Below are 8,878 nucleotides of genomic sequence, written 5' to 3'. Positions count from 1 at the left end.
TCAAACGTCGCTGGTCACACCGCCCACGCGGCGTTGCAAGCGGTAAGGCGGCAGCCCCTGCAGCATGCGCCGGCCGTAGCTCTGGCGCAGCAGGCGCGCGTCGTAGCAGACCACCACGGCCTCATCCGTTTCGCTGCGCAGGGCGCGGCCGGTCCACTGCAAGAGGCGTGCGCCGGTGGCGGGCACCACCAGTTCGCTGAACGGGTCGCGGCCCTGGCTCTTGAGCCAGTCGGCGCGCGCCTGACCCACCGGGTCGCTGGGCGAGGCAAACGGCAGCTTGGTGATGAACACCCATTCGCACAGCTCACCGGGCAAATCGAGCCCTTCGCCGAACGACTGCAGGCCGAACAGGATGGAGGCCCCACCCTCGGCCACGCGCTCGGCGTGGCGGCGCAGCAGCACGGTGCGCGAAGCTTCGCCCTGCACCAGCACCCGATCGCGCAGCGCGCCGTGTTCGCCGCGCTCCAGCAGGCCCTGCGCCTGGCGCATCTGGGCGCGCGAGGTGAACAACACCAGGGCGCCACGTTGCACTTCGCGCAGGTCTTCCATGAGCGAGGCCAACATTTCGCGCGTGTAGCCGTCCACGTCTTTCGGGTCGGCCACGGTCTGCACCACCACCAGGCGGCCCTGACGTTGGTGGTCGAACGGGCTTTGCACCTCGCGCGTGGCCACCGCATCGTCGTACGCCAGCCCCGACTCGTGCAGGAAATGGTCGAAATTGCCGCAGGTCACGAGCGAGGCCGAAGTGACCACCGCCGCACGCACCTTGTTCCAAAGATGGTTGCGCAGCAGACTGCCGGGCTGCAGCGGGCAGGCGTGTGCGGTGAGCGTCACCAGTCCGTGGTGGATACCAGCCTCCAGCCACTTGGCCAGCGGCGGCTGGCCGTCGGTGGGTGCCTGCATCCACAGCGTGGCGGTTTCCTGCGCGCTCTGCAGGCGCGGCGCGAGCACGCCCAGGCGGCTGTAGAGCTTGGCGCAGCGCGCAGCGTCGCCCGGGTTCTCGCGCGCGTTCGCCTTGAGCTGCGTGGCCAGGGCTTCGAACACCTTGAGCAGCGCGCTGGCATTGGCATGCATCTGCGCCACCACCTCGGCCCATTCGGGCGGCAGCGCGCCGCCATCAAAACGGTCGACGATGGGCGGGGCGTTGTCGTTGAAGCCGCTGCGCGCAGGCGCGCGGCCTGGCGTGCGGCCGGTGAGGTCGAGCCACGCCGGCAGCGCACCGATGCGCTGCATGGCCAGGCGCGCGAGTTCCCCTTGCGCTGTCTTCAGATCCTTGGCGAGCTGCGCCACGTCGGACGTCGGTCGCGCGTCCAGCGCGCCGGCCACCTCGTCCACCGCGCGTGGCAGTTTGTCGAGCCAGTTGCTGCGCATGAGGTCCATGGACGCGGTGAACTGGCCCTGCGCGACCGAACCGAGGTGGTGCGCTTCGTCGAACACCACGTAGCAATCTTGCGGCGCGGGCAGCGCGTGCAGGCCGAGCGTGGAGAGCAGCAGGTCGTGGTTGACCACGATCACCTGCGCCTGCGCCAGCCTGGCGCGCGCCTGGTAGTAGCTGCAGCTGTTGTAGCTCGGGCAATGGCGTGCGGTGCAGGTGTGGCGCTCGGCGGCCACGGGGCCCCACAGGCTGCCCTCGGGTGGCTCGTCGAGCCGGTCGCGGTCGCCGTCCCAGCTGCCGCCATCCAGCGCGTTGGCCCAGGCGGTGTACTGCACGCCGCGTTCCTGCCAGCGCGCGGCCGCCGAGGCCGAAGCCACGGCGCGCGCGGCCACGCCGGAGGCGCTGGTGTCGGTCGGGGCGTCGTCGCTCTCGAACAAATCGGCGCTGGCTGCGTCGCCGCCGCTGAGCTGGTCCAGCTTCAGGCGGCACACATAACGCCCACGCCCCTTGGCCAGCGCAAAGCTGAACGGTTGCGGCAGCGTGGCGGCCAGGGCCGGCAGGTCTTTCGCAATCAGCTGCTCCTGCAGCGCCACGGTAGCGGTGGAGATGATCACGCGCTTCTGCTGGGCCAGCGCCAGCGGGATCACGGTGGACGCATACGCCGCCGACTTGCCCACGCCGGTGCCGGCCTGCACCACCGCGATGCCGCGCGCGGGCAGGGCCGCGTCGCTGGCCACCGAATCGTCGCCCGGCGTCACGCCCGAGAGCGTGTGTGCGATGTGTGCGGCCATCTCGCGCTGGCCAGGCCGGGCGCGGTAGCCGCTGGCGTGGGCCACCACGTGATCGAAAGCCGCCAGGGCCAGGGCCTCGCGCGCCAGCGGGCCGGTGGGCAGCGTCGGCGCTTCGTCGGCGGTGGGCTCAAAGGTGGTGGTGGACATGCAGGGCAGTTGAGCCAAGGGCAAACCGCGATTGTCCCAGACGCCCGGGGCGGCATCGGGAACATGGTGCAATGCACCACACAGAACGCGCCAGATCGACCTCGAATGCAGACCATGACCACCCGACCCCGCACGAAACGCAAGTCCGCCCCCCGCACCGCCAGCGGCAAGCTCCCGATCGACCTCGCCCTGCAGGGCGGCGGATCGCACGGCGCCTTCACCTGGGGCGTGCTCGACCGCCTGCTGGAAGAAGAGTGGCTGGAGATCGCGGCCATCAGCGGCACCAGCGCCGGCGCCATGAACGCGGTGGCCCTCGCCGCCGGTCTCATGGACGGCGGGCGCGACGGTGCGCGGCGCGTGTTGCGCCAGTTCTGGACGCGCGTGGCGGAAATCTCGCCCTTCCACAAACTGCAGAGCAGCCCGCTGGGCGCGGCGTTCGGGCCGGTGCAGGCGCTCATGGCGCCGTGGCTGGCCCCCTACAAACAGTTCAACACGGCGTTGGGCAGCCAGCTCTCGCCCTACCAGCTCAACCCGCTCAACCTCAACCCGCTGCGCGATGTGTTGCTGGACACGGTGGACTTCAAACGTGTGTGCGCCTGCCACAAGACGCAGCTGTTCATTGCGGCCACGCAAGTGCGCACCGGCCAGTTGAGGGTGTTCGGCCAGCACGAGCTCACCGCCGACATGGTGATGGCCTCGGCCTGCCTGCCGCTGATGTTCCAGGCGGTGGAGATCGACGGTGAGGCCTACTGGGACGGTGGCTATGCCGGAAACCCCTCGCTGCTGCCGCTGATCACCGACAGCCCGGCCGACGATTTGCTGCTGGTGCAGATCAACCCGGTGCAACGCGACACCGTGCCGAAGAAGGCCAGCGACATCCTGGACCGCATCAACGAAGTGACCTTCAACGCCAGCCTGCTCAAGGAAATGCGAACGCTCGCGCTGATGCAGCAGTTGGTGGGCACTGCCCCGCTCAAGGGCGGCCCACCCCTGTTCCAGCGCGTGCAGGACCTGCGCGTGCACATGATCGACGGCGGTGAATCGCTCGCGCCGCTGGGAGCCGACAGCAAGACCAACACGCAGTGGGCGTTTCTGTCGCAGCTTCACGACCTCGGCCGCGACGCGGCCGGGCGCTGGCTGGATGCCAACCGGCAGCACGTGGGCCAGCGCAGCAGCTTCGACCTCTCCAGCGTGCTGCAGGCATGACCAGCATCGCCGGCATCGTGATCGCGCTGGTGCTGCTGATGGCGCTGGCCTGGCGCGGTGTGAGCGTGCTGCTGCTGGCCCCGCTGATGGCCTTGCTGGCGGTGCTGTTCAGCCCCGACACACCCCTGCTCGCCAGCTACACGCAGGTGTTCATGAAGGCGCTGGGCGGCTTTGTGGTGGCGTTCTTCCCGCTGTTCCTGCTGGGCGCGGTGTTCGGCAAGCTCATGGAAGACTCGGGCGCGGCGCGCGTGATTGCCCACGGCATCGTGCGCGGGCTCGGCAGTTCGCGCGCGGTGCTGGCGATCGTGCTGGCCTGCGCGGTGCTCACCTACGGCGGCGTGTCGCTGTTCGTGGTGGCGTTTGCGGTCTACCCCATCGCGGCGGCGTTGTTCCGCCAGGCCAACCTGCCCAAACGGCTGATCCCCGGCACCATCGCACTGGGGGCGTTCACCTTCACCATGACGGCCCTGCCCGGCACGCCGGCGATCCAGAACGCGATCCCCATGCCCTACTTCGGCACCACGCCGTTCGCCGCGCCCGGGCTGGGCCTGATCGGCGGCGCCGTGATGCTGGTGCTGGGCGTGCTGTGGCTCACGCGCCGCGCCGCGAGTGCCCGATCGCGAGGTGAAGGCTACGGCGACAGCGATGACGAACCCGTACCCACCGCCTCCGCCGACTTCAGCAGCGGCGCGTTTGTCCGCGCCATCGCCCCGGTGGTGCTGGTGATCGCGCTCAACTACCTGCTGGCCACCTGGCTGCTGCCGGCGATGGACACCCGTTACCTCGCGCAGGCCGTGTACGGCGCCACCAGCATCGACGCGGTGCGCGGCATCTGGGCGGTGATCGTCGCGCTCGCGGCAGCCACCGTGCTGCTGGTGATACTGCAACGACATGCCCTCACAGGACTGGCCAGGACGCTGGACCAGGGCGCCAGCAGCTCGGTGCTGCCGCTGCTCAACACGGCATCGCAGGTCGGCTTTGGGGCCGTCATCGCGTCACTCGCGGGGTTTGCGCTGCTGCGCGACGCGGTGCTGGCCATCGCCCCCGACAACCCGCTGGTGTCGATGTCGATCGCGGTCAACATCCTGGCCGGCATCACCGGCTCGGCCTCGGGCGGCATGAGCATCGCGCTGCAAACGCTGGGCGACACCTGGCTGGCCATGGGCCAGGCCGCCGGCATTTCGCCGGAACTGTTGCACCGCGTCACCGCCATCGCCACCGGCGGGCTCGACGCCTTGCCGCACAACGGCGCGGTGATCACGCTGCTGTCCATCTGCGGCCTCACGCACCGCCAGTCGTATCTGGACATCCTGGTGGTCGCGGTGCTGTTTCCGCTGCTGGCGCTGGCGGTGGTGGTGACGCTGGGCAGTGCCTTCGGTTCGTTCTGACGCGCGGCATCAGGGCTGGGCTTTCAAGCGCTGGTCGTAGCCCCGGCGCGCGGAGTGTTCAATGTGTTCCAGAAACACCGCGGCCACCGGCGACAGGCGCTTGCCGCGCGGGTAGAGCGTCCACCAGTTGGACTGCACCGGGAAACCCGCCACGGGCAGTTCCACCAGCCGCTGATCTGCCAGGGGAGCAGCCAGCGCATGGCGCGAGACCACCGCCAGTCCCATGCCGGCGGCCACCGCTTCCTTGATGGCTTCGTTGCTGCCCAGCTCCAGCCTCACACGGGGCACAAAACCCTGGGCGACAAAATGGGCGTCGCAGGCCAGGCGCGTGCCCGAGCCCCGCTCACGCATGATGAAACGCTCCGCCGTCAGATCCGCCAGAGCCAACTCGCGCCGCTGGGCCAACCGGTGCGAGGCCGGGGCAATCACCACCAGCGGATTGGGCAAAAAGGCGTGTTTGTCCAGGTCGATGTCCTTGGGCGGCATGGACATGATGTAGAGGTCGTCGCGGTTGTGCCGCAGCCGCTCCACCACCGCATCGCGGTTGAGCAGTTCCAGCGCGATGTCGATCTCGGGGTGCGCGTCGCAGAAGCTGCCCAGCAGGCTGGGCACAAAGTACTTGGCCGTGCTCACCACCGCCAGCCGCAGGCGCCCGCGCGTGAGGCCTTTCATGGCGTCGATGCGCTGCTCGAACGCGGCCCAGTCGTCTTCCATCAGGCGCGCCGTCTCCACCAGCGCCTCACCGGCTTCGGTGAGGAACAGGCGTTTGCCGATCTGCTCGTACAGCGGCAGGCCCACGGCCTCGGCCAGTTCCTTGAGCTGCATGGACACCGTGGGCTGGGTGACATGGCAGGCCCGAGCGGCCGCCGTGATGCTCTTGTGCTCGGCCAGCGCGAGAAAGAGCCGCAGCTGCCTGAAGGTGAAGTTCATAGTCTTTGATCGATGGAAACAATCAGATTAATTGATTTTCAATTATTGATCAGCACACCTAGCATCGCGGCCATGCCCAACCTGCTCGACCCCGCCATCCTGTTCTTCGTCTTCGGCCTGCTCGCCGGCACCGTCAAATCCAACCTGGAGATCCCGCCCCAGATCTCGCGCTTCCTGTCGCTGTACCTGCTGATGGCGCTGGGGCTGAAAGGCGGTTTTTCGCTGGCGGAATCGGGACTCACCGCCGAGGTGGCCACCACGCTGGGGCTGGCCGTGCTGCTGGCGGTGGTGGTTCCCGCCATCAGCTACCAGCTGCTCAAGCGGCGCCTGGGCGGGTTCGACGCCGCCGCGATTGCCGCCACCTACGGATCGGTCAGCGCGGTGACCTTCATCACCGCCGTGCAATTTCTGGAGAACCAGGGCACTGCGTTCGGCGGCCACATGGCCGCCGCCATGGCGCTGATGGAGTCGCCCGCCATCATCATGGCCGTGCTGTTCGCCAACAGCCTGCGCCAGCAAGCAGCGGCCGGCTCAGCCGGTGGCGGCACGCTCGCCCTGGGCGCGGGCTCTGGCGCACCGATCCGGCTGGGAAAGATCCTGCACGAGTCGTTCACCGACGGCGCCCAGCTGCTGCTGCTGGGTGCCATGGTGATCGGCATGGTCACCGGCGTGGCTGGCGAAGCGGTGATGGCGCCGTTTTCCACCGACCTGTTCAAGGGCATGCTGGCCTTCTTCCTGCTCGACATGGGCCTGCTCGCCGCGCGCAACCTGGGGGAACTCAAGGGCAAGCCGTTGTGGCTGCTCGGCTATGCACTGCTGGCGCCGCTGGCGCATGCCGCGCTGGCGCTGGGCCTGGCCCTGGTGGCCGGCGTGAGCCCGGGCAACGGGGCGCTGCTGATGGTGCTGGCCGCCAGCGCCTCCTACATCGCCGTGCCCGCCGTGCTGCGCCACGCCATCCCCGAAGCGCAGCCCGCCCTGTACTTCGGCATGTCGCTGGGCATCACGTTTCCCTTCAACATCGTGGTGGGCATTCCGCTGTACGTCGGCCTGGCACATCGCGTCCTGGGCTAGAGCCTGCAGCGAGGCGTGCGTTTCGGTACACTCGCCGGCCCACACGAACACTGACCCGTCATGCCTTATTCCGTCTCCCACCACAAGCTCACCCAGATCCTCTCCGCCCACGGCCTCAAAACGGGCGACGCCGGGGGCATCGACAAACTCTTTGGCGGCAACGACGGCTACTACTGGTTCGGCACCGTGCGCGACCTCTGCCCACCCGGCAAGACCCTGGTGTGGGAGACGCAGTACGACATGGTCAACGCCATCCAGGCGCACGAGAACGCCACCGCCGCCGAGGACGAGGTGAAGCCGCAGGTGCCCAGCGCGGCCAACATCGCCGCCCTGTCCAAAGCCCTGCACGACCCGCTCTGAGTGAGCGCGCCCAAGTTGCAGGGGATCTGGCGGCGCGTCGTCTACATCAGCCTGTACGAGGTGCTCGCCATTGCGCTGGCGGGTCTGGGTTTGATGCTGATGTCCGGCGAAAGCCTGATGGCCAGCGGTGCACTGGCCACCGCCACCTCGGCGGTGGCCGTGGTGTGGAACCTGGTGTTCAACAGCCTGTTCGAACGCTGGGAGTCAGGTCAGCTGGTGAAGGGCCGCAGCGTCAAGCGCCGCGTGGCGCACGCCGTGATCTTCGAGGCCGGGTTGGTGCTCATGCTGGTGCCCCTGATCGCGTGGTGGCTGGGCATCGGTCTGTGGCAGGCGCTGGTGATGGACCTGGCCCTCGTGGTCTTCTTCCTCGTCTACACCTTCGCGTTCAACTGGGCGTTTGACGCTGTGTTCGGCCTGCCAGCCTCGGCCCGACCGGCCTAGGGAAGACTGAAGTAAAACGCGGCCCCGCGGCCGACCGATCCTTCGCCGCGCACCCGCCCGCCGTGCCGCTCGATCACGCGGTGCACGGTGGCCAGGCCCACGCCCGAGCCTTCAAATTCGTGGTGGGCGTGCAGGCGCTTGAAGGGCTCGAACAGCTGCTCGGCGTAGGCCATGTCGAAACCGGCGCCGTTGTCGCGCACACAAAACTCCACCGTGCCGTCGTCCAGGGTGGTGTGGCTGAAGCTGATCACCGCACTGGCCGTCTGCCCGGTGTATTTCCAGGCGTTGCCCAGCAGGTTCTGCAACACCACGCCCAGCAGCCCGGCGTCGGCCCACACCTGCATGCCTTCATCGATGCGCCACTGAACCGTGCGCGCCGGGTCGGTGCTGGCCAGTTCCCGGGCGATGGCGTGCGCCAAGCGCGTGAGATCGACCGGCTCGTACCGCAACTCGGCGCGGTTGAGGTGAGCCAGCGCCAGCAGGTCGGAGATGAGCCGGCCCATGCGCCTTGACGAGGTGCGGATGCGGTTCACGTAGGCCTTGCCGTCGTCGTTGAGCAGCACCCCACACTCTTCTTCCAGCAGGCTGGCATACCCGTCGATGCTGCGCAAAGGCGTCCGCAGATCGTGCGAGACGCTGTAGGCAAAGGCTTCCAGCTCGCGGTTGAGCACCGACATCTCTCGCGTGCGCTCGGCCACGCGTTGTTCCAGTTCTTCGTTCAGGCGCTTGAGCGCTTCTTCGGCCGTGTGCACCTCGGTGATGTCCTGCACCGTGCCCACGCTGCGCACCGCAAGGTCACCGTCGAACTCGGTGAAGCCCGCCACCCGCACATGTTTGACGCGTCCGTCGGGCATGAGGAGGCGGTGCACCCGTTCGTAGGGTTCGCGTGTGTCCACCGAGTGCTGGTAGGTGCTGGTCACCAGCGTGCGGTCTTCAGGGTGCACCCGGGTGATGAAGGCCTTGTAGCTGGGCTTGACCGAGGGGTCCACCTCGAAGATGCGGAAGATCTCGTCGGACCAGGTGAGTTCTTCGGTGGTGAGGTCGCGCTTCCAGTTGCCCACGCGGGCCATGCGCTGGGCTTCCTTCAGCCGGGCCTCGCTTTCCTGCAGGGCGGCCTCGGTGCGCTTGCGCAGGGTGATGTCCTGCATGGTGAACTGCACCAGCGACCG

At 68.3% G+C, this 8,878-nt stretch carries 8 protein-coding genes; 5 read left to right on the top strand and 3 right to left on the bottom strand.

Annotated features, from left to right (window positions below):
• Positions 1-2,313 (bottom strand): ATP-dependent DNA helicase DinG, encoded by a 2,313-nt coding sequence (dinG, locus tag Q0C59_RS16760; RefSeq protein WP_291217625.1) that lies wholly within the window; start codon positions 2,311-2,313, stop codon positions 1-3.
• A 114-nt stretch (positions 2,314-2,427) separates the two neighbouring features.
• On the opposite strand from dinG, the gene Q0C59_RS16755 reads away from it, so the two are divergent.
• Both Q0C59_RS16755 and Q0C59_RS16750 read left to right on the top strand, forming a co-directional pair.
• Entirely contained in the window at positions 2,428-3,519 is a 1,092-nt protein-coding gene (locus Q0C59_RS16755) for a patatin-like phospholipase family protein (RefSeq protein ID WP_291217622.1), read from the top strand.
• Positions 3,516-4,907 carry a GntP family permease gene (locus Q0C59_RS16750; protein ID WP_291217620.1) on the top strand — a complete coding sequence of 464 codons (1,392 nt, stop codon included), beginning with the start codon at positions 3,516-3,518 and terminating at the stop codon, positions 4,905-4,907. The genes Q0C59_RS16755 and Q0C59_RS16750 overlap by 4 nt, the downstream gene beginning before the upstream one ends.
• Positions 4,908-4,916: 9 nt before the next feature.
• Here Q0C59_RS16750 and Q0C59_RS16745 read toward each other — a convergent pair whose 3' ends face one another.
• On the bottom strand, positions 4,917-5,837 hold the full coding sequence (locus Q0C59_RS16745; protein ID WP_291217617.1) for a LysR family transcriptional regulator: 921 nt from the start codon (positions 5,835-5,837) through the stop codon (positions 4,917-4,919).
• 72 nt (positions 5,838-5,909) lie between these two features.
• On the opposite strand from Q0C59_RS16745, the gene Q0C59_RS16740 reads away from it, so the two are divergent.
• The 3 genes from Q0C59_RS16740 to Q0C59_RS16730 are packed head-to-tail and all read left to right on the top strand — an operon-like array spanning position 5,910 to position 7,709.
• On the top strand, positions 5,910-6,908 hold the full coding sequence (locus Q0C59_RS16740) for a sodium-dependent bicarbonate transport family permease (RefSeq protein WP_291217615.1): 999 nt from the start codon (positions 5,910-5,912) through the stop codon (positions 6,906-6,908).
• 60 nt (positions 6,909-6,968) lie between these two features.
• Positions 6,969-7,268: a hypothetical protein gene (locus Q0C59_RS16735; protein WP_291217613.1), complete on the top strand. Its 300-nt coding sequence runs from the start codon at positions 6,969-6,971 to the stop codon at positions 7,266-7,268.
• Between the two features lie 15 nt (positions 7,269-7,283).
• Positions 7,284-7,709 (top strand): PACE efflux transporter, encoded by a 426-nt coding sequence (locus tag Q0C59_RS16730; RefSeq protein ID WP_291217627.1) that lies wholly within the window; start codon positions 7,284-7,286, stop codon positions 7,707-7,709.
• On the opposite strand, the gene Q0C59_RS16725 is transcribed toward Q0C59_RS16730, so the two are convergent.
• The coding region (locus tag Q0C59_RS16725; RefSeq protein ID WP_291217610.1) for an ATP-binding protein at positions 7,706-8,878 on the bottom strand (1,173 nt) is incomplete at its 5' end. The genes Q0C59_RS16730 and Q0C59_RS16725 overlap by 4 nt on opposite strands.

This window comes from Hydrogenophaga sp. (assembly GCF_022844385.1).
Taxonomy (GTDB): domain Bacteria; phylum Pseudomonadota; class Gammaproteobacteria; order Burkholderiales; family Burkholderiaceae_C; genus Hydrogenophaga.
The sequence above is the reverse complement of the archived record's forward strand: the minus strand, read 5'-3'. Positions and strand labels throughout refer to the sequence as shown.